This is a genomic window from Tenacibaculum sp. SZ-18, from assembly GCF_002813915.1.
Taxonomy (GTDB): domain Bacteria; phylum Bacteroidota; class Bacteroidia; order Flavobacteriales; family Flavobacteriaceae; genus Polaribacter.
Map to the genome: position 1 here is coordinate 1,059,777 of NZ_CP019335.1, position 18,413 is coordinate 1,078,189.

General features: G+C 30.4%; 22 protein-coding genes. 14 read left to right on the forward strand and 8 right to left on the reverse strand.

The genetic code is table 11. The features are described from left to right. Window positions 1-3 precede the first annotated feature (3 nt). The 7 genes from BTO06_RS04855 (at window position 4) to BTO06_RS04885 (ending at window position 4,272) form a co-directional block, all read left to right on the forward strand. Entirely contained in the window at window positions 4-417 is a 414-nt protein-coding gene (locus BTO06_RS04855) for a 6-pyruvoyl trahydropterin synthase family protein (RefSeq protein WP_100924226.1), read from the forward strand. Next, on the forward strand, window positions 418-1,404 hold the full coding sequence (locus tag BTO06_RS04860; RefSeq protein ID WP_100924227.1) for a type I phosphomannose isomerase catalytic subunit: 987 nt from the start codon (window positions 418-420) through the stop codon (window positions 1,402-1,404). It begins immediately after the preceding gene. A 209-nt stretch (window positions 1,405-1,613) separates the two neighbouring features. Further along, entirely contained in the window at window positions 1,614-2,351 is a 738-nt protein-coding gene (kdsB, locus tag BTO06_RS04865) for a 3-deoxy-manno-octulosonate cytidylyltransferase (protein ID WP_100924228.1), read from the forward strand. Beyond that, window positions 2,344-3,039 carry an HAD family hydrolase gene (locus BTO06_RS04870; protein ID WP_100924229.1) on the forward strand — a complete coding sequence of 232 codons (696 nt, stop codon included), beginning with the start codon at window positions 2,344-2,346 and terminating at the stop codon, window positions 3,037-3,039. The genes kdsB and BTO06_RS04870 overlap by 8 nt, the downstream gene beginning before the upstream one ends. After that, the gene (locus BTO06_RS04875) at window positions 3,036-3,665 is read left to right on the forward strand and encodes a chloramphenicol acetyltransferase (protein WP_100924230.1); all 630 of its coding nucleotides are present in this window, start codon (window positions 3,036-3,038) and stop codon (window positions 3,663-3,665) included. Before BTO06_RS04870 ends, BTO06_RS04875 begins: the two co-directional genes overlap by 4 nt. A 20-nt stretch (window positions 3,666-3,685) precedes the next feature. After that, window positions 3,686-3,952, forward strand: coding sequence for a hypothetical protein (locus BTO06_RS04880; RefSeq protein ID WP_100924231.1), 267 nt, complete (start codon window positions 3,686-3,688; stop codon window positions 3,950-3,952). A gap of 122 nt (window positions 3,953-4,074) precedes the next feature. Continuing rightward, a complete protein-coding gene (locus BTO06_RS04885) occupies window positions 4,075-4,272 on the forward strand; it encodes a hypothetical protein (RefSeq protein WP_100924232.1) in 198 nt (65 codons plus the stop codon). Between the two features lie 95 nt (window positions 4,273-4,367). On the opposite strand, the gene BTO06_RS04890 is transcribed toward BTO06_RS04885, so the two are convergent. From BTO06_RS04890 to BTO06_RS04905, 4 genes are read right to left on the reverse strand one after another with little or no spacing between them, the layout of a single operon-like run. Beyond that, window positions 4,368-4,841 carry a hypothetical protein gene (locus tag BTO06_RS04890; protein WP_157811740.1) on the reverse strand — a complete coding sequence of 158 codons (474 nt, stop codon included), beginning with the start codon at window positions 4,839-4,841 and terminating at the stop codon, window positions 4,368-4,370. 43 nt (window positions 4,842-4,884) lie between these two features. Then, window positions 4,885-5,523, reverse strand: coding sequence for a hypothetical protein (locus tag BTO06_RS04895; protein ID WP_100924234.1), 639 nt, complete (start codon window positions 5,521-5,523; stop codon window positions 4,885-4,887). A 32-nt stretch (window positions 5,524-5,555) separates the two neighbouring features. Beyond that, on the reverse strand, window positions 5,556-6,101 hold the full coding sequence (locus BTO06_RS04900; RefSeq protein ID WP_100924235.1) for an RNA polymerase sigma factor: 546 nt from the start codon (window positions 6,099-6,101) through the stop codon (window positions 5,556-5,558). Between the two features lie 58 nt (window positions 6,102-6,159). Continuing rightward, the gene (locus BTO06_RS04905; RefSeq protein ID WP_100924236.1) at window positions 6,160-7,599 is read right to left on the reverse strand and encodes a nicotinate-nucleotide adenylyltransferase; all 1,440 of its coding nucleotides are present in this window, start codon (window positions 7,597-7,599) and stop codon (window positions 6,160-6,162) included. Between the two features lie 82 nt (window positions 7,600-7,681). Between BTO06_RS04905 and BTO06_RS04910 the strand changes: the two genes are divergently transcribed. After that, window positions 7,682-8,473, forward strand: a complete 792-nt coding sequence (locus BTO06_RS04910) for an MBL fold metallo-hydrolase (RefSeq protein ID WP_100924237.1) — start codon at window positions 7,682-7,684, stop codon at window positions 8,471-8,473. A gap of 444 nt (window positions 8,474-8,917) precedes the next feature. On the opposite strand, the gene BTO06_RS04915 is transcribed toward BTO06_RS04910, so the two are convergent. After that, entirely contained in the window at window positions 8,918-9,616 is a 699-nt protein-coding gene (locus BTO06_RS04915) for an energy transducer TonB (protein WP_100924238.1), read from the reverse strand. Window positions 9,617-9,760: 144 nt separating this feature from the next. Further along, window positions 9,761-10,837 carry a methylmalonyl Co-A mutase-associated GTPase MeaB gene (gene meaB, locus BTO06_RS04920; protein WP_100924239.1) on the reverse strand — a complete coding sequence of 359 codons (1,077 nt, stop codon included), beginning with the start codon at window positions 10,835-10,837 and terminating at the stop codon, window positions 9,761-9,763. A 103-nt stretch (window positions 10,838-10,940) separates the two neighbouring features. On the opposite strand from meaB, the gene BTO06_RS04925 reads away from it, so the two are divergent. From BTO06_RS04925 to lgt, 6 genes are all read left to right on the forward strand, one after another. Next, complete coding sequence (locus BTO06_RS04925) at window positions 10,941-11,498, forward strand: RNA polymerase sigma factor (RefSeq protein ID WP_100924240.1); 558 nt, start codon at window positions 10,941-10,943, stop codon at window positions 11,496-11,498. Beyond that, window positions 11,482-12,039 carry a hypothetical protein gene (locus tag BTO06_RS04930; protein ID WP_100924241.1) on the forward strand — a complete coding sequence of 186 codons (558 nt, stop codon included), beginning with the start codon at window positions 11,482-11,484 and terminating at the stop codon, window positions 12,037-12,039. The genes BTO06_RS04925 and BTO06_RS04930 overlap by 17 nt, the downstream gene beginning before the upstream one ends. Then, complete coding sequence (locus BTO06_RS04935) at window positions 12,020-12,985, forward strand: hypothetical protein (RefSeq protein WP_157811741.1); 966 nt, start codon at window positions 12,020-12,022, stop codon at window positions 12,983-12,985. Before BTO06_RS04930 ends, BTO06_RS04935 begins: the two co-directional genes overlap by 20 nt. Window positions 12,986-13,085: 100 nt before the next feature. Next, window positions 13,086-14,564, forward strand: a complete 1,479-nt coding sequence (gene cysS, locus BTO06_RS04940; protein ID WP_100924243.1) for a cysteine--tRNA ligase — start codon at window positions 13,086-13,088, stop codon at window positions 14,562-14,564. A gap of 1 nt (window position 14,565) precedes the next feature. Further along, on the forward strand, window positions 14,566-14,811 hold the full coding sequence (gene yidD / locus BTO06_RS04945; RefSeq protein ID WP_100924244.1) for a membrane protein insertion efficiency factor YidD: 246 nt from the start codon (window positions 14,566-14,568) through the stop codon (window positions 14,809-14,811). 9 nt (window positions 14,812-14,820) lie between these two features. Then, window positions 14,821-15,672 carry a prolipoprotein diacylglyceryl transferase gene (lgt, locus tag BTO06_RS04950; RefSeq protein ID WP_100924245.1) on the forward strand — a complete coding sequence of 284 codons (852 nt, stop codon included), beginning with the start codon at window positions 14,821-14,823 and terminating at the stop codon, window positions 15,670-15,672. Window positions 15,673-15,722: 50 nt separating this feature from the next. Here the strand turns inward: lgt and BTO06_RS04955 are convergent, their stop codons facing one another. Both BTO06_RS04955 and BTO06_RS04960 read right to left on the reverse strand, forming a co-directional pair. Further along, window positions 15,723-17,105, reverse strand: coding sequence for a S41 family peptidase (locus BTO06_RS04955; protein ID WP_100924246.1), 1,383 nt, complete (start codon window positions 17,103-17,105; stop codon window positions 15,723-15,725). A 72-nt stretch (window positions 17,106-17,177) separates the two neighbouring features. Beyond that, on the reverse strand, window positions 17,178-18,182 hold the full coding sequence (locus tag BTO06_RS04960; protein WP_157811742.1) for a helix-turn-helix domain-containing protein: 1,005 nt from the start codon (window positions 18,180-18,182) through the stop codon (window positions 17,178-17,180). Window positions 18,183-18,413 lie beyond the last annotated feature (231 nt).

Below are 18,413 nucleotides of genomic sequence, written 5' to 3' on the forward strand. Positions count from 1 at the left end.
AAAATGCCAAGAGTAACGGTACACAGAAAAGCCCATTTTAATGCGGCACATCGATTATACAGAAAAGATTGGTCGAACGAAAAAAACTTTGAGGTTTTTAATAAATGTAGTAATGAATATTTTCATGGACATAATTATGAATTAATCGTATCTTTAACGGGAGAGATTAATCCAGATACGGGTTATGTTTATGATTTGGGACATTTAAAGCAAATCATAAATGAGGAAGTAGAAGAACCTTTTGACCACAAAAATCTTAACATAGAAGTAGAAGAATTCAAAAATTTGAACCCTACTGCTGAAAATATTTCAGTTGTTATTTATGAAAAGTTGCGTAAAATTATTCCAGACACCTTAGATATGGAGATTACGCTTTATGAAACCCCGAGAAACTTTGTAACCTATTCAGGAAACTAAATGCCAATACTAAATCAATTTATTAAGTTCGAACCAATTCTTAAAGAAAAGATTTGGGGAGGTGAAAAGCTTGCAAAACTTTTAAATAAACAATCTAATAAACCAAATATTGGAGAAAGCTGGGAAGTATCTGATGTAGAAGGAGATACTTCAATTGTTTCTAATGGGGAATTAAAAGGAAAAAATTTAAAAGAACTCATCGAACTTTATAAATCAGATTTAGTTGGTGACCAGATTTTTAAAAACTTCGGAAATAAGTTTCCTTTACTTGTAAAATATATTGATGCCAAAGAAGCATTGAGTATACAATTGCACCCAAATGATACTTTAGCTAAAGAAAGACATAATTCCTTTGGTAAAACTGAAATGTGGTATGTAATGCAGGCTGATGAAAAAGCAAATTTGATTGTAGGATTTCAAAAGGACAGCGATAAGGAGGAGTATGTATATCATTTAGAGAATAAAAAGTTATTAGATATTCTAAATGTTGATGAGGTTAGTAGTGGTGATGTATATTTTATTCCAACTGGAAGAATTCATGCGATTGGTGCAGGAGTCTTACTAGCAGAAATTCAACAAACTTCAGATATTACTTATCGAATCTATGATTGGGATCGACAGGATAATCAAGGGAATTATAGAGAACTTCATACTGAATTAGCCCTTGACGCAATTGATTACAAGTCACAAAAAAAATATTTGAAATCATATAATAAGGAAGAAAATTCTGTTTCAGAAATAGTTTCATGCCCTTATTTTACTACCAATATTTTACCTTTGGATGGCAGTGTCAGTGTTCAAGTTAATCATCATGATAAGGATAGTTTCGTAATTTACTTGTGTGTCAAGGGTGAAGTTGCATTCAGTAATGATTTGAATACCGAAACGATTAAAATGGGAGAGACGATTTTAATTCCAGCAAAAATTAAAGATTTTACGATCACTTCTCATATAAAGTCAGAGCTTTTAGAAGTATATATAAAGTAAAAAGCTCGAACATTTTAAATGTCCCGAGCTTTTTAACAAACAAACCAAATTAACTTACAAAAGATTATATTCAAACTTAACGGGTTTATAATCAGTAGCAAAACCAAGTCCATAGTTTAAATGTTAAAGTTTTACCTTTTTAACATTTATTCAATCCTATTTTCAGAATATGGAAATATGTATCTTTGACCTATTCTAATTCACATTTTATGAAAATCATTGCGATGATTCCAGCTCGATATAATGCGAGTCGTTTTCCAGGGAAATTATTGAAAAATTTAGGAGGGAAATCTGTTATTGTTAGAACTTATGAGAGTGCAGTTCAAACAAATCTTTTCGACGAAGTATATGTTGTTACTGATTCTGAATTGATTTTTAAGGAAATAGAAAGTGTAAGAGGGAAAGTAATTATGAGTCAAAAAGAACATGACTGTGGTTCTGACAGAATTGCTGAAGCAGTTGAAAATATGGATGTTGATGTAGTTGTGAATGTTCAAGGAGATGAACCTTTTATAGATAAAGTTTCTTTAGAAAAGTTAATTAAGGTTTTTCATGAAGATACAAATCAACAAATTGATTTAGCTTCTTTAAAAGTAAGAATGTTAGACAAAGCAGATATCCAAAATCCCAATAACGTTAAAGTAATAACAGATGTGAATAATTTCGCTATTTACTTTTCTCGATCTGTAATTCCTTATCACAGAGATCAAGATTTTGAAGCTATTTATTTTAAACATAAAGGAGTTTATGCATTTAGGAAAAATGCATTAATGGATTTTTATACAACACCTATGACTCCTTTAGAAGCTACTGAAAAAATTGAGGCAATTCGTTATTTGGAGGTTGGAAAGAAAATAAAAATGATTGAAACAGCGGTAGAATCTATTGGTATTGATACTCCAGAAGATCTAGAGAAAGCCATTAAAATATTGAAGGAAAATGATTAATAATATTAAAGTAATTGCTTTTGATGCAGATGATACTTTATGGGTAAATGAAACGTATTTTCGGGAGGCGGAAAATGATTTTGCTCAACTCTTGAATGATTATGAAACTGAAAATAAGATTCATCAAGAGTTATTTAAAAAAGAAATTGAAAATTTAAAACACTATGGTTATGGAGTAAAGGGCTTTATGCTATCCATGATTGAGTGTGCTCTAGAATTATCAAATAATCAAATAGATCCAAATACTATTAATAAGATTTTAGAAATAGGCAAAGAAATGCTGAAGAAACCAATTGAGTTATTAGAAGGAGTTGAAGAGGTTTTAAAATCTTTACATGGTAAGTATAAATTAATTGTTGCAACTAAAGGAGATTTATTAGATCAAGAACGAAAATTAGAAAAATCTGGTATACTCAAATATTTTCATCATGTGGAGGTAATGAGTGAGAAAAAAGTTTCAGATTATAAAAAGTTGATAGGACATTTAGATATTAATCCTTCAGAATTATTAATGATCGGGAATTCATTAAAATCGGATGTATTACCTCTTTTAGAAATCGGAGCTACAGCAATTCATATTCCTTTCCATACAACTTGGGCTCATGAAGAAGTAAATGAGCAACAATCTAAAAATAAGGAATTTAAAACATTATCAAATATTAGGGAAGTTTTAGAAGTATTATCATGAAGAAGTATTTAGATATTGAGAATTGGAGTAGAAAAGAAATATTTCAGCATTTTCGATCTTTGGAAAACCCAAGTTTTGCCATTACAGCCAATGTTGATGTAACAAAGGCTTATGAATCGGCTAAACGAAGAAATGAATCTTTCTTTTCAATTTATTTACATGCATGTTTAAAAGCTTTAAATGCAATTGAAAATTTTAAATATAGAATCGAGAATAGTAGAGTTGCTATTTATGATTCTATTCATGCTTCTGCAACCATTTTGAGAGAAGATAAGACTTTCGGATTTTCATTTATTGATTTTGATGAAGATTTTGAGGTTTTCAAGGAAAACTTTCTTTTAGAGAAAGATAGAATTTTAAACTCCACAAATTTATTCCCTCCTAAGTATTCATTAGGTTGTATTCATTGTTCAGCGTTACCTTGGGTTCATTTTACAGGACATAAAGAACCGGTTTCAGGAAATAAAGATGATAGTGTTCCTCAATTGGCTTTTGGTAAAATAAAGAAGGAAAGTGAAGAAATTTTAATGCCAGTTTCTGTAAATGTCAATCATGCTTTGGTAGATGGGTATCATGTTGGTCAGTTTTTTGAAAATTTTCAGAATGAATTAGATAAAATGGATTAATTTTGTCGAAAAATATAATTATGGCAAGTGTTAAAAATTTAAAAAAAGACATCAACTATACTTTAGGAGATATTATCGGAGAATGTAATGTTTGGGAATTAGATAATCCTACTGCAGATACTTCAAAATCTCAGGCGATTGTTGATGAAGCAATTTCAACTTTTGATGAGTTAATTGCTAAGGTACATGCTAAAGATGTAGAGAATAAAAGAGTGCATTTTAAATCAATTAATGCAGAATTAGAGACAAGAGCTAATGCTTTAGTTGATAAGGTGAATGCTTTATAAAAAGTAATAATTATCGCACATTAAGTCGGTTTCTTTTGGAAATCGACTTTTTTTTTGATAGAATTTTAACAAATCGTATTAAACATTTTCGTATATTTAAAACATAACTTTAATACCCTATTATGCCAAGAGCAATGTTCGAGTATACTAAAACTATACTTAAAAAAGTTAGCTTTAATGCAGAATTATTTTGTAAAGAATTAGAAAAGGCTGTAGATAGATTATTACCATACGAGGTTGAAGAACTTGTAATTTGGTTGAGACAATATACAGCTAATAAGCCAGAACTTCATATGTGTATGGCTGTTGTGAAAAAATAGTATCAAGAAACTATTGTGAAATCTAAAAATAAAAAACTTTAAATAAAAAGGAGCATCTATAAAATGCTCCTTTTTATTTTTAATTTTTTATACAATTATCTTCTTCCATTCTTAATTCGATTATTCCTTCTTTTTTTTAATCTTTCCATTAAACGTTTATTAAACTCATGTTCTGTGATTTCTAAAAGAAGGACTTTTTTGGCTGGCAAAATCTCTACAATGTTATTATGAAAAGTTGTTTTATTATCATATTGAGCTTTTCTAATGTCACGCATAGTAACTAGAAAACGTTGTGCTTCATCCTTACTAATATAATCGATACCACCAGCAGCTTTTACTTTATTTCTAATTTCTTTTTTTTCCCTTTTATGTAATGAAAATTTTGTTTTCTCATATTGATTGTATATTGGCCAAAACTTAGCTGCTTCACTTTCACTTAAGTTCAGTTTTTCCGTAATAAAAGCTATTTTATAGGCTTTTATTTTGGGGTTCCCTGAATTTGCGCCACGTTGAGCATATGATTGCAATACGAAAAAACATAATGTGGTTAAAAGTTGAATTCTTTTCATCTGCGATTGCTTTATTATACGATACTTTGCTCTCATAGTTATATTATTCCTCTTCTTCAAATTCAATAAGATTAGAGGTATCTATTGTATTAAAATATTCTTCTATATTATCATTACTCAAGTTCACGGTGAATTCTTCTTCTTCTAATTCTTCCTGAGTAAACAATATTGCTAATTCATATGAGTTAGCTTCACCGTAACCATTTTCAAACCAAGAAACGATATCAGTTTCTTCAAACTCTATTTCAGAAGCAGTGGTGCCGTTAAAAAAGTATGTTCCAATAAAAAGTATTATAACAGCAGCAGCTGCGACTGGAATAATTTTTTGAACTCTTTGATAAAAGGAAATAACCTTAACTTCCTTATTAGGTTCTTCCGCTTTCTTTAATTTTTCAAAAATAGCATCTTCTAGCGAGTCAAAATAACCATCTGGAATATCATTTAACTTTTCTTCCTTCGGAATAGTTAACTCAGAGACTTTGCCAAGGATTTCAGTTTCCAAATTATTAAAGTAGTTTGCAGGAATTGAAAATCCATTCGAATTCGGAAGGCTTTCTTCTAAGAATTTATTTTCTAAATCTGTTTCAACATTATTAAAATAGTTTTTAGGTACGCTAAAACCATGTTCTTTACCAACATACTTGTTTAAAAACTGAATACTATTTTTTACTTCATTTTCCATCTTTATATAAGACTCTTTTTCCTTTAAAAGGTTTAATTATATGCTTTTATATATGTTTCTATTTTTTTTACTGCATGAAAATACGATGCTTTTAAAGCTCCCACCGAGGTTTCTAATACTTCTGCTATTTCATTATATTTCATGTCATCAAAATATTTCATATTAAACACTAACCGTTGTTTCTGAGGAAGTGTGGCAATCGCTTCTTGAAGAATAATTTTAATTTCGTCTCCAGAAAACCAATCATCACTTTTTAAAGTTGAAACAGCTTGTTGCTGATACTCGGTAATATCAACATTTTGTTGCTTAGCTTTCTTATTTAAAAAGGTAATAGATTCATTAGTAGCGATTCGATACATCCACGAATATAGTTTACTGTCTCCTTTAAAACTGTCAATATTCCTAAATATTTTTATAAAGGTATTCTGTAAAACATCATCTGCATCGTCATGTACAATAACGATTTTTCTTATGTGCCAATATAGTCGCTCTTTGTACTGGGTAATAAGAGTACGAAAAGCCGCCTCTTTTGTAGCAGCATTTTGTAATTGTAAAACAAGTGTAGTTTCTTCAGTCAAATGAAAATGTTTTTCATTACGACTATAAATTTAAGAAAAGGTTTAATATTTAATAAAATTATTTTCTTCTACTACAACCAAAGAGTCTTTTTTCCTTAATAACTTCTGGAATCCCTTCTGGTAACATCTTTTCCCATCCTTCTTCATTATCTTTAATCATTTTCAATACTGTTCTTGAGAAAATGTGAAGAATATCCTGATCAAAATCTTGAATATCAACTACTCTTCCGTTGTTTTTGAAGAACTTATATAGTTCTTTCATTCTTGGGTGTACCTTCAAATTTTCAGAATTAATAAACTGATTTGATTCCTCTTCTTTGTACGGATACAAGTAAATTTTTAAATCTTTATAGAACAATTTACCAAATGCTTCTAAAATACCACCACTAATATGGCGATAGTATTTTTCGTCGAAAATTTGGATAAGATTATAGACACCCATTGCAAGAGCCATTCTTTCCTTAGTAAACTCACTGAAGTACTCAACAAGTCTATAATACTCCTGATAGTTGGTAATCATTACATTTTGTCCTAAAGAACAGAGTAGTTCAGCTCTATCTAAAAAGTCTCGTTCATTAATTTCACCTTCTGCTCTTAAATTACTTAGTGTAATTTCGAATATAATTTGAGTTTTATCTGGATCGACTTTTTTCTCTTTAAAGAACATTTTTTTCGATTGCTCATACATGTCCATATTAACCTTTGTTACAGGTCTGAAACTTCCACGTAAAGCTAGAATATTCTTTTTATAAAGTACTTGTGCGGGTAATAAATTGTTACCATCAGGCCCAAACATTACCGCATTGGTCATTCCATTTTTTACTAGTTGCAAACTCATTAAACGGTTATCAACATAAGTAAATCTTGGACCAGAAAAATTAATCATATCGATTTCTAGCTTATCCTTATCAATATTGTCATAGAATGACTTTAATAATTCTTTTGGATTATCATTTAAATAAAATGCGCCATAAATCAAATTTACACCTAAAACACCTAACGTTTCTTGTTGTAAGCGAGCTTCGGTTTCTTTAAAACGAAGATGTAAAATAATTTCATTGTAATCTTCTAAAGGGTCTAATTGAAAACGAATTCCAACCCAACCATGACCTTTAAACTTTTTTGTAAAGTTAATAGTAGCTACAGTATTCGCATAACTGAAAAACAATTTTTCTGGATGTTTCTGACGATCTAATCGATCTTCAATTAAATGCATTTCATGTTTCAACATCTTTTTTAGACGTTTTTCCGTAACATATCGTCTATCCGTTTCAATACCATAAATAGCATCAGAGAAATCTTTATCATAAGCACTCATTGCTTTTGCAATAGTTCCAGAAGCACCACCAGCTCTAAAGAAATTACGAACAGTTTCTTGTCCTGCTCCAATCTCAGCAAATGTTCCGTAAATATTAGCATTAAGGTTAATTCTTAGCGCTTTACTTTTTGTAGTAGGCACACTACTAATTTTTTGATCTCCCTTTAAGGTAATTGCCATTCTAGTTGTTTTTGTTTACGTAAAACAAATGTACAGAAAATAGCAAGTAGTAGTCAATATTTATCTTACATTTGTGCAAAGGATGAGTCAAAAAAAACAGTTAAAAATAACCTTTTTAGGTACAGCAACTTCAACAGGTGTACCAATGATATCAAGTAAGAACCCGATACGTTACTCCGAAGATAGCAGAGATAAGCGTTTACGTGCATCTGTGGTATTTTCATGGGATGATAATAACTATGTTATCGACTGTGGCCCCGATTTTAGACAACAAATGTTACGCGCCGAAATAGAGTCTATTAATGGGATTCTATTTACTCATGAACATGCTGACCATATTGCTGGTTTTGATGAAATTCGACCTTATTATTATCAGATGGGACCCGTTCCAATTTATGCCGATGAACGTGTGTTAAAAGCTTTAGAGAGAAGGTATGAATATATCTTTACAAAAGAGAATAGATATCCATCTGCTCCTGCGGTGAACTCAACTATTATTTCAGAAAATAGCAGATTAACTTTTGAAGGAGTTGAAGTGGTTCCAATTAAAGTTATGCATGGTAATTTACCAATACTAGGTTATCGATTTGGGGATGTAGCATATTTGACGGATGTGAAATTTATTCCGGAAGAGGAGAAAGAAAAGTTAAAAGGATTAGATATTCTAATTACTACCGCACTTCGAAAAGAGTCTCATAAAACCCACGCTAACCTTGAAGAAGCTTTAGAGTTAGTTTCAGAGTTAAAGCCAAAGAGAGCTTATTTTACGCATATCAGTGAATTATTAGGTTTTCATGCAGATATTGAAAAAGACCTACCGGAGGATGTATTTTTGGCTTATGATGAATTAGAAATTTACAGCGAGGAAAAATAGTGAAGTTGTTTATTACTAAATAAATTTGTTATAGATATTGAATCTTTAACTTCTCGATTTAATAAAAAGTAACGCAACATTTATAGGATTTTATTTATGTGTTGTTTTCCAACTTCTACTAATTGCTGACGGTATTATATTTTCAGAATTGATAATATTTTTTTGTGTATAATTAGTTTTCCAACAGTTTGCACGTCATTGAAAATAAAATGATTCATCATGTAAAAATCGGAACAGAAGATAGGGTAAATTGCTGGTAATGAAATATTTATTAGATAGTAAAGCATAAAATTTTAACAAACAATTAATCAACGATTAAATTGATTATTCTGGTTCTAATAGTTATTTCTTACACAGAGTCGTAAAATTAATATACCTGTAAATCAGAATAAAAAAAGCCACCAGTCAACTGGCGGCACATGCAAATCTCTATTTGTTATCCCATTAGTTATCTTCTAAAGCGAAGTTAATAGGGAAACCATATTTTACTGATACCGTTTCTCCGTTTTCAGTTGCAGGTTTAAATTTAGGTAAGTTTGAAACCACTCGAATCGCTTCATCTTTTAATAATTTTCCTCCTTTTGGTCCTAACGCCTTGATATTAGTTACGTTTCCGGCTTTATCAATTATAAAACGAATCCAAACCTCACCTTGAATTTTATTAACTAAAGCTTCATCTGGGTATTGAAAATATTCTTGAATATGCTTCATCATTTCAGTATTGAAACAATTGAATTGATCTTTAGAGTTATCGCATTCCGGAAATGCAGGAATTTTATCTACTGTGTTAAATTTTTGAGCGCTTCTTACTTCCTCTTTAGAAAGTCGGTTTGTTAATGCAGTTAAATTAGTTTTAAATTTTGATGCTTTAGTAACATTTGAAATACCAGTTCCACTTAAATTGTTCACGTTTGAAACAACTTTTTTATTTCTTCTTTTCAAGAATCTTTTATTCGAAGCTGATATTCTTACTGCAATCTGTCTTGACTTTTTTTTATCTCTTTTACTATCAACTTCTTTAATAGTGCACTTAGTTATACTATTTAAATCTTCAACAACATCACTATCAGTTTCACAAGTTTCTTTTTGCGCAAAAGAAATAGTCGTAAAAGCTATAGCAAGAATGTATAGTAGTTTTTTCATGGGTCTTTTTGTTTACATCTAAATTGTTACTTGAACTCTTTTTATGAAGACAATAATTTAAACCTTCAAAAAAGAATTATTCACAAAAAAACAATAATTTTCTGAGAGTTTTCTAGAAAATCGAATATTGGTAATTTTTTAACATTAATTGGTGATGTTTAAGAGGTTATTCGCGGCATAAAATGGTGTAGTTTTACCATTCGCAATTTTTTCCAGCTCTAACTTTAATAACTCTTGTATTTTAGGATTATCATAAAATCTTTTTTTCAACTGATTATTTATGGTTGTAAATAACCAATGTTTATTTTGATTATCTCGTCTTTTAGCAAAGTTACCAGATTCTTTTGTGATTTTAATATAATCATTAATCATAGCGTAAATATTCTCAATTCCAGTGTTATTTAAGGCGCTTGATATCATTACTTTAGGCTGCCATCCGTTTTCCTTCGGAGGGTATAAATGCAAAGCTCTATTAAATTCTCCTTTTGCTATTTTGGCATTCTTAATATTATCGCCATCGGCTTTATTAATCACGATGGCATCTGCCATTTCAATTATTCCTCTTTTAATTCCTTGAAGTTCATCTCCAGCTCCCGAGAGTTTCAATAATAGAAAGAAATCAACCATTGCATGCACTGCTGTTTCACTTTGTCCTACTCCGACAGTTTCAACAATTATTGTGTCAAAACCAGCCGCTTCACATAGCAATATACTTTCCTTTGTTTTTTGAGCTACGCCTCCTAATGAGGTTCCAGATGGTGAAGGTCGAATAAACGCATTTTTATCAGTAACAAGCTCTTCCATACGAGTTTTGTCACCTAAAATACTTCCTTTATTAACCGAACTACTAGGATCAACTGCTAATACTGCAACTTTCTTTCCTAATCCTGTAAGATATTTACCGAAAGCTTCAATGAATGTGCTTTTCCCCACCCCAGGTACGCCAGTTATTCCAATTCGTATTGATTTATTTGCATAGGGAATGCAAGCGTTTAAAATGGTATTTGCTTTTTCCTGATGTTTAGCATTGGTACTTTCTATTAATGTAATCGCTCTACTTAAAAAAGTAATATCACCTTTTAAAATTTTTTGAATGAAAGTATCAGGAGAAGCTTGTTTTCTTCTACTCAATTTAATTTTATGAGCCGAGGATTTGCTAGTAGTTTCAGGTTGCGAAACTCCTTCTTTTTCTGAAAGATTTGATTTTAAGTCTTTTGTCATTAATTGCGATAGTAAAAATGCTCTTGTAAATTTAAAAAGAAAAAAGTTTAAAAAAATGCAACACCCAGAAAAAACTATCGTCTTTAATACAAGAAATCAATAAATGAGATCAACTAGGCAATTACATCACAAGCTCATTAGAGAATGTAAAAGAAATAATCAAAAGGCACAGTTCCAGCTGTATAAAAATTATGCTCAAGGAATGCTTTTAGTGGCAATCAGATATATGAAAGATATCCAACTAGCTGAAGATGTTATGCAAGATGCTTTTATTAAGGCTTTTAAAAAGATTGAAAGCTACAAGGAAGAAGTATCATTTGGAGCTTGGTTAAAAAGAATTGTTATAAACCAATGCATCGATCAATTAAAGAAGAATAAATTATCAATGGTTTCTATAAATGAAGAAGTAATGAATTTTACGGAAGATGACGGTTGGGAAGTTCATGAAGAAGTTACATCAGAAATGGTAATAGAAGCTATTGGAAAACAAAAAGAAAAGTATCGACTTGTATTGACCTTATATTTAATTGAAGGTTACGATCATAATGAAATATCTCAAATATTGGGAATTACTGAGGTAACCTCAAGAACACATTTAATGAGAGGAAAGAAATTAGTAAAAGAACATTTAAAAATAAAAAGTCATGCCGGAGGATATTAGAAATTTAGCGAAAGATTTCCGACACAAATCTGTTGGTTTATCTGAAAATCATGAAGAAAAATTCTTGAAAAAACTTCAAGAAGAATTACCAAAACGTAAAAAATCATTTACGTGGATATATGCCGCAGCGTCAATTTTATTAATGATTGGTTTAGGAGTGAAGTTTTATCCAACTAATGCAGTAGAACCAACAATAGATAAAGAGAACAATGTTCAGAGTGAGGTAAACCTTGGAGATATTTCTCCAGAAATGCAAAAAATTGAAAATTATTATTTAACAGCTATCAATTACGAGATAGCGAGTTTAGAAGTTACTACAGAAAATAAGGCCTTATTGGATGAGTATTTTGAGGAGATTAGCAAGCTAGATGTTGATTATAAACGTTTAAACCAAAAACTTAAAACGGATGGTGTAAACAATGAAACAATTAACGCTTTAATTACAAATCTTCAGTTACGACTACAATTATTAATCCAATTAAAAGATCAGTTAAATGATCTACAATCAAAAAAGAGTAAAAATGAGAATTTTAGCGCATAAATTATTGTTAGTGTTGATTCTTTTAGTGGTTCAAGTGAGCGCTCAAAAGAAAGATTTTAAAGAGGAGTTTAAAGTAAATTCTGATGTTGTTATCGATATAAACACACGACATGCAGATATTGAAATTGAAACATGGAATAGAGATAAAGTTGTTGTAGAAGCCCACATGATAGTTGATGGAGAAGAGGTTACGGAACAAATGCGTGATAATTTTTATAAGAAATGGGATTTTAACGCAGTTGGAAATAGTTCTAAAGTGAAAGTTAAATCAAGAACAAACTCATTTATAGATGTGAATACTTTTAATTTTGATTCACCTAATTATGAGTTTTATATCGGGGATTTAGAAGATTTCTCACTAGGGAGTTTAGATATTTTAGATTCAATAGATTTTATTACTCCTGATGAAGTAATAATGATTCCGGATGTTGAATTTCAAATGCCACCAATGCCACCTTTACCACCGTTACCTCCTTTACCTAGTGAGTTTGATTTTGAAAAGTATAAAAAGGATAAATCTTATTTGAAAAAATGGAAAGAGGAAAATAAAGAAACAATTGGTAAGAGTGCCGAAGTTTCAGTAGGAAATAGTTCAATTTCTATAAAAAGTGATGATACAGATATTACTATGTTAAAAGAAAAAGAGAAGTATCATAAAGAGATAGAAAAGGCAAAAAAACTTTATGGAAAGGAAAGAGAGAAAGCTAGAAAAGCTTATAAAGAGGCAAGAGAAAAATTAAAAAAGAATCAAAAAGTATTTTATAAAAAACACAAAGAAGAGTACAAAGAAAAAATGAAAAAGTACGTTCAGGAAAGAAAAGAAATTCAGGACTTACTTAAAAAACGAAGCAAATTAAAGGTAAAAAGAGTCATTACAATCAAAGCTCCGAAAAATGCGAAGTTCAATATAGATGTGAAATACGGAGCATTGAGTTTTTCAAAGTAACAAGACAAAAGTTAATTAATACAAAAAACCACCAATTTGGATGGTTTTTTTTTGTTTAAACTTGTTACCTTTACCTTTTTCATAATGTAAAATTTTCAGAATGGAATTATACAAAAAGAACCAACTAAAAATATACAATTCATTATCTAAGTCGAAAGAAGTTTTTACTCCAATAACAGAAGGAAGAGTGGGTATGTATGTTTGTGGTCCTACCGTTTACAGTAACGTGCATCTAGGGAATTTAAGAACATTCATGTCTTTTGACATGATGTATCGTTATCTATTACATTTAGGTTATAAAGTTCGCTACGTACGAAATATAACAGATGCAGGACATTTAGAGAATGATGCCGACGAAGGAGAGGATAAAATTACGAAAAAAGCGCGATTAGAACAGTTAGAACCGATGGAAGTTGTGCAGCGTTATACAGTAGATTTTCATAATGTTTTAAATAGATTAAATTTTTTACCTCCAAGCATAGAACCAACCGCTACAGGTCATTTAATAGAACAAATAGAAATCATAAAAATGATTATAAAAAATGGTTTTGCATATGAAGTAAACGGTTCTGTATATTTTGATGTTCATAAGTACAATGAAAACCATGAATATGGTATTTTAAGTAAAAGAAAGTTAGAGGAATTAATAAATAATACAAGAGAATTGCAAGGGCAGGGTGATAAGAAAAATCCTCAGGATTTTGCCTTGTGGAAAAAGGCTGATGAAAGACACATTATGAAATGGCCATCTCCTTGGAGTGAAGGATTTCCTGGCTGGCATATAGAATGTACAGCAATGAGTACAAAATACTTAGGAGAAAAGTTTGATATTCACGGAGGAGGAATTGATTTGAAATTTCCTCACCATGAAAGTGAAATTGCACAAAATGTGGCGGCTAGAGGTGTTGCTCCTGTAAATTACTGGATACATACTAACATGTTAGAAATGAATGGTCAACGAATGGCTAAATCTACAGGTAATATTATTAATCCAAATGAATTATTATCTGGAGATAATGATAAAATGACTAAAGCGTATTCTCCGAGTGTTGTTCGTTTCTTTATGGCACAATCTTCCTACAGAAGTGTTTTAGATTTAACAGATGCAGGATTATTGGCTAGTGAGAAAGGATACAATAAATTAATGGAAGCGATTAATCTGTTAGATAAAATTACTGTAGGAGAAAAATCCGATTTTGATGTTTTAACATGGAAGCAAAAATGTTATGACGCAATGAATGATGATTTCAATAGTCCAATTTTAATTGCAACTATTTTTGATGTAGTAAAGTTTATCAATCAGGTTAAAGATGATAAAGCTACAGTAACTAAAGAAGATTTAGAATTGATTACAGAAACATTAAACGCTTTTGTTTTTGATGTTTTAGGATTGTTAGAGGATAAAAAAGAACAAAGTTCTGATAAATTGGGAGGTGTTGTTTCCTTATTGATTAAATTAAGAAAAGAAGCTAGAGATAATAAAGATTGGGCACTATCAGATCAGATTCGTGACGAGCTTGAAGCTCTAGGAATACAATTAAAAGATGGCAGGGAAGGAACAACTTTTTCGATAAATTAAAATGATAAAAAAGATTTTAATTTTTCCGTTTGTTCTATTGATTCGTTTTTATCAAACGGCTATTTCTCCTTTTACACCTGCAACTTGTAGATATAGTCCAACATGTTCGGCTTATTCACTGGAAGCCTTGAAGAAGCATGGATTATTTTATGGAGGTAAACTAGCAATTAAAAGAATTTTTAGTTGTCATCCCTGGGGAGGAAGTGGATATGATCCGGTTCCAGAAAAAAAACAAAAAACTAAATAAATATATTACATGAATTACTTAGCAATTACATGGGATTGGGATCCTGAAATATTTAATATCGGCGGTTTTAGTGTTCGCTGGTATAGTTTAATGTTTATCATTGCTTTTGTACTTGGATTACAATTAATGAAGAAAATTTTCACTGAGGATAACATTTCTCACGAAAAAATGGATCCATTATTCATGTATACATTCATTTCTATGCTAATAGGAATGCGTTTAGGAGAAGTTTTCTTTTACAGTTGGGCTGATTATCAGGATAACCTATTACAAATAATTTTACCTTTTAAAAGACAAGAAGGAGCTGAGATGTTATTTGGTTTGATTAAGGGTTATAAGTTTACTGGTATCTCTGGATTTGCAAGTCATGGAGCTGCAATTGCTATTCCGATTGCATTATATTTTTACGCAAAAAAGCATTTACAAAAATCATGGTTATTCATTTTAGATAGAATGGGAATTATGGTTGCCTTAGCTGGTTTTTTTATCAGAATGGGAAATTTTTTTAATTCTGAAATTTACGGAAAACAAACAGGTTCTAGTTTTGGTGTGATTTTTAAAAGAGCAGGAGAGAAGTTACCTTGTCATCCTACTCAAATATATGAAGCATTTAGTTACTTAATCTTATTTTTTATTCTTTGGCGACTGTATTGGAAAACAGATAAAAAGAAAAAAGAAGGATATTTATTCGGAGTATTTATGATTGCTTTATGGTCGTTACGATTTGTAATTGAGTTTATCAAACAGCCACAAGTGGAAGAAAGAAGCCAATGGGCTTTAAACACTGGACAATGGTTAAGTATTCCTTTAATTTTAATCGGAGTATGGTTAATGTTTAGGAAAACCTCAGAGAAAGCTTAGATCATATATTTTATAATAGAATAGGAGTAACAATTGTGTTACTCCTTTTTTTATTTCTGATTTCGTAATCGATTTAATAGTTCTGTTAGAATCTCATCCTTTTCGTCTAAAAGAAAATCTTTGATAAATATATCTGGGATAACTCCTTCTTCTTTGGTACTTCCATTTACACGTATCATTTTACCTTTTGAAATTTGTACTAGGATCTTAGTATTGGGAAGTTTAAAGTAGAAGACTGAAGCAATTAATGATGGATATTCTGCTGTTTCTTCACCAACAATAGTTCCAAGTTTGTAATCTTGAATTTGTGCTGCGGTAACAGTAGCTTGTGAATGAGATTGTCTGTTAACTAACGTGTAAACTTCACCAGTAAATCTTTTTTCTTTTGGTTGAGGTTGAGTTTTAATAAAATCATAGTCAAAACGTTCGCCATCTGTATGACTAAAAATCGATTTCCAATACTTGCTATTTGAGTTTTTGTTTTGTTTACCACTTTCTTTAAGAAGTTTACTAGTTCTAAGTTGAAATGAGCTATTCCAAGTAAAAGGAGTGTTTGCAATAAATGAAAGCATAAAATCGCTGTAATCATTATCTCCTCCAGCGTTATTTCTTAAATCAATAATTAATTTTTGAGACTTACGAATCTTTATTTTTTCAAATGATGATTTGATAAAGTTTTTGAATTTATGTAAATCTCCACCGAAACTTCCTGGATCTAAATATGCAATATCATCATAGAATTTCAAATTCATAGTTGAATTCAAAACTTCTGATCTTCTGTCTTCATATTCATCCATCACTTTCACGGCCGCTACTTGATAGGTTTTGTTGCCAGCTAAGTTTTTAATTTGAACTTCAAAGTGGTTAATTTGACCATACAACTGCCAATAGTATCTTGGGAAACTATACATTTCAATCTTAACGTTTTTCATCATGTCACGCTCTCCAGATATTTGAGCATACATATCTTTAAAAATAGAATTGATTGGTTTGTTGTTTATGCTCAAAACTTCATCTCCGGGTTTTAAGTGTTTATTGTTAGACCAGTTTTTTCTAACTAAAGCTCTGTTGTTTTCAATTGCTATCTCTATTGGAAAAATAGTAGCGTCATTAGAAGAAGCATATTTCATGTATTCCGATCCGGGGAAATCAATGCTTGTATGTCCGTTGTTTACAATTACAGGTAATTGCTGCAAAACCTTAGTTGCTTCTAATAAAGAATAAGAGTCTTTATTTATTTTGTTTTTTATCTCTAGATAACCCTTTTCAAAAGTATCTTCTGAAACAGATTCATAGATGTTAAATTGAGCTTCAATAAGTGCTTTTTTTAAATGAGAAAGATCTTTAAAAACTTGTTCTTTTGAGAATGTTGTTTGTCCGTTTATGAATCCGGATAAAAACATGATTAAGATAAAATTGATTTTTATTTTCATTGATGTTTTATAATTTTCATCACAAAATTACAAGTGTGATCTATGTCAGTCGTCCATCTGCTTCTATTTGGACTAGTTTTTTAATTCTTTAATATATTGACTGGGAGTTTTTTGTGTGTTTTTCTTGAAGACACTATTAAAAGTGGACTTCGAGTTGAAGCCACAATCGTATGCTAAACCTAAAATTGAATATGAATTTAAATCAACCGATTGTGTCTTTTCCTTAAACTCTTGTATCCGGTAGGAATTGATTAGATCATAGAAGTTTTTCTCGCAGTTCTGATTTATTTTTAATGAAAGAGTTTTTGGTTTCATTTCTAAAAGTTCTGCAAGTTTTTGAAGATTTAGATCTGATTGTAAATAAGGTTTTTCATGAAGCATTAAGGCGTTTAACTTCTCCAGAAAATTCCCATCTTTCGGTGGAGTGGGAGTTTCCTTTTCTGAATGACTATTCTCAAAAGGAACTAGTTTAGAAGTTGATTTTATCAAAAAACCTTTAAAACCAATCCAAGTACAAGTTATAGCAAGAATAGCAAAGTTTGGTAAAAAGTAATATTCCCTTAAGTTTCTGTCAAAAGCAAATCGATCTATTTCTGTAAGAATATTCCATAAAATTGGATAGAACCCAAAAATTAAAATAGGAACTTTCAGCCATTTGTACGATTTGTCTTCAATTTTAGAAAAGTATTGTTTTAATTTCATTTCATGATTATACAATACTCGAAATGATATTATACTATAGATTAAGGTTGATAATACTCCAATCCATTGTTGTGTTAAGTATACGTACGTGATATTTGGCATCGGATTTATATATAACCCATCTGCTCCGTCTCTGTAAAAAGATGTTCTGTAAAAAATAAATTCAAGAATTATTGGAATGAAATGTACAAAATCCTCCTTTTTAAATCGAAAACTAGGTTGTGTTATACTTTTTGTGTAATAATAAAGTGCAGGCCCCAATCCATATAATAATTCAAGCTGGATATATCTAAATATATAAAGTTTTCCATAATCTTTTAGAACATTGACTAAAACGATGTTTACCGCCATAATTGCATAAAAAATGAGTAGCATAGCTAAAAATTTATTTGCTAGGATCTTTGGTTGTTTTTGTAATATAAGAATACTTAAAATGATTGCTTGGATGGCAAAAACACAAATGATAGTAAATAAAATTGAGTTTGACGTAATCATTTTAGATAAAGGAAAAGTAGATTTTTAACTTTTAGAATCTAAAGTAGCCAATTCGCATGAATTAACTAATCTGTGTATAAAAAAAGGAGTACTATTTAGTAGCTCCTTTTT

Coding starts and splice junctions, on each gene's coding strand:
- BTO06_RS04910 (WP_100924237.1), top strand. CDS start 7,682: ATGAGTCAAAAAAAACAGTTAAAAATAACCTTTTTAGGTACAGCAACT.
- BTO06_RS04935 (WP_157811741.1), top strand. CDS start 12,020: ATGAGAATTTTAGCGCATAAATTATTGTTAGTGTTGATTCTTTTAGTG.
- BTO06_RS04905 (WP_100924236.1), bottom strand. CDS start 7,599: ATGGCAATTACCTTAAAGGGAGATCAAAAAATTAGTAGTGTGCCTACT.
- cysS (WP_100924243.1), top strand. CDS start 13,086: ATGGAATTATACAAAAAGAACCAACTAAAAATATACAATTCATTATCT.
- BTO06_RS04955 (WP_100924246.1), bottom strand. CDS start 17,105: ATGAAAATAAAAATCAATTTTATCTTAATCATGTTTTTATCCGGATTC.
- BTO06_RS04915 (WP_100924238.1), bottom strand. CDS start 9,616: ATGAAAAAACTACTATACATTCTTGCTATAGCTTTTACGACTATTTCT.
- BTO06_RS04860 (WP_100924227.1), top strand. CDS start 418: ATGCCAATACTAAATCAATTTATTAAGTTCGAACCAATTCTTAAAGAA.
- BTO06_RS04890 (WP_157811740.1), bottom strand. CDS start 4,841: ATGAAAAGAATTCAACTTTTAACCACATTATGTTTTTTCGTATTGCAA.
- BTO06_RS04870 (WP_100924229.1), top strand. CDS start 2,344: ATGATTAATAATATTAAAGTAATTGCTTTTGATGCAGATGATACTTTA.
- yidD (WP_100924244.1), top strand. CDS start 14,566: ATGATAAAAAAGATTTTAATTTTTCCGTTTGTTCTATTGATTCGTTTT.
- kdsB (WP_100924228.1), top strand. CDS start 1,614: ATGAAAATCATTGCGATGATTCCAGCTCGATATAATGCGAGTCGTTTT.
- BTO06_RS04930 (WP_100924241.1), top strand. CDS start 11,482: ATGCCGGAGGATATTAGAAATTTAGCGAAAGATTTCCGACACAAATCT.
- BTO06_RS04875 (WP_100924230.1), top strand. CDS start 3,036: ATGAAGAAGTATTTAGATATTGAGAATTGGAGTAGAAAAGAAATATTT.
- BTO06_RS04885 (WP_100924232.1), top strand. CDS start 4,075: ATGCCAAGAGCAATGTTCGAGTATACTAAAACTATACTTAAAAAAGTT.
- BTO06_RS04855 (WP_100924226.1), top strand. CDS start 4: ATGCCAAGAGTAACGGTACACAGAAAAGCCCATTTTAATGCGGCACAT.
- BTO06_RS04895 (WP_100924234.1), bottom strand. CDS start 5,523: ATGGAAAATGAAGTAAAAAATAGTATTCAGTTTTTAAACAAGTATGTT.
- meaB (WP_100924239.1), bottom strand. CDS start 10,837: ATGACAAAAGACTTAAAATCAAATCTTTCAGAAAAAGAAGGAGTTTCG.
- BTO06_RS04960 (WP_157811742.1), bottom strand. CDS start 18,182: ATGCTACTCATTTTTTATGCAATTATGGCGGTAAACATCGTTTTAGTC.
- BTO06_RS04925 (WP_100924240.1), top strand. CDS start 10,941: ATGAGATCAACTAGGCAATTACATCACAAGCTCATTAGAGAATGTAAA.
- BTO06_RS04880 (WP_100924231.1), top strand. CDS start 3,686: ATGGCAAGTGTTAAAAATTTAAAAAAAGACATCAACTATACTTTAGGA.
- lgt (WP_100924245.1), top strand. CDS start 14,821: ATGAATTACTTAGCAATTACATGGGATTGGGATCCTGAAATATTTAAT.